At 42.8% G+C, this 1,091-nt stretch carries 1 protein-coding gene; it reads left to right on the forward strand.

Features of this window, described 5'->3' with window-relative positions; all coding sequences use genetic code 11:
- Positions 1 to 1,091: GUN4 domain-containing protein (locus PL9214_RS32600; RefSeq protein ID WP_245824398.1), on the forward strand; the 1,091-nt coding region annotated here is incomplete at both ends.

Consider the following 1,091-nt stretch of genomic DNA (forward strand, 5'->3'; position numbering starts at 1 on the left):
GCTTTAGTGTCCAGAAGAAAATCTGGCTAGAAGTTGGGGGTAAGGTTGACTATGAGACAGAGAAAAAGTTAGGCTATCGCGTTGGATGGAGAAAGAATAGTAATTGGATCGACTACGATGATTTAACCTTTTCATTGCAAGCTCCCGTTGGTCATCTCCCGCGTATCGGTCGTATGTCGATGTTCATCAATGATCAGCGCTGGGCTAGTTTGTTCTTATCTCGCGTTAAGAACTGTCAGGTTACATCGCAGCCAACACCCCAACCAACACCCCAACTTGATATCGAATTAAAGTCAGCTAAAGGGGTTAATTACAATCAATTAGAACAACTTTTGAAAGCCGGAAAGTTGAAAGAAGCTGATCGAGAAACGGCTAATAAAATGTTAGAAGTAGCAGGAAGAACTCATGAGGGATGGTTAGATACAAACTCAATTAATAATTTCCCCTCTGAGGATTTACGCACCATTAATCAGTTATGGGTAAAATACAGTATGTCCCACTTTGGCTTTAGTGTCCAGAAGAAAATCTGGCTAGAAGTTGGGGGTAAGGTTGACTATGAGACAGAGAAAAAGTTAGGCGATCGCGTTGGATGGAGAAAGAACGGTAGTTGGATGAACTATGATCATCTAACCTTTTCATTGCAAGCTCCCGTAGGCCACCTCCCTCGTGTTGGTGTGGTGGGGGGACTTTCCCGTGGTTGGTGGGGGGGGCGTTCTTGGGGTGGACTTTTTGGACGATTCTCTCGTCGCATCAAAAACTGTCAGCTTACATCGCAACCAACACCCCAACTTGATATCGAATTAAAATCAGCTAAAGGGGTTAATTATGATCAATTAGAACAACTTTTGAAGGCTGGAAAGTGGAAAGAAGCTGATCGAGAAACGGCTAATAAAATGTTAGAGGTAACAGGAAGAACTCATGAGGGATGGTTAGATACAAACTCAATCAATAATTTCCCCTCTGAGGATTTACGCACTATTGACCAACTTTGGGTAAAATACAGTATGTCCCACTTTGGCTTTAGTGTCCAGAAGAAAATCTGGCTAGAAGTTGGGGGTAAGGTTGACTATGAGACAGAGAAAAAGTTAGGC

Source organism: Planktothrix tepida PCC 9214, from assembly GCF_900009145.1.
In the GTDB taxonomy this organism is placed as follows: domain Bacteria; phylum Cyanobacteriota; class Cyanobacteriia; order Cyanobacteriales; family Microcoleaceae; genus Planktothrix; species Planktothrix tepida.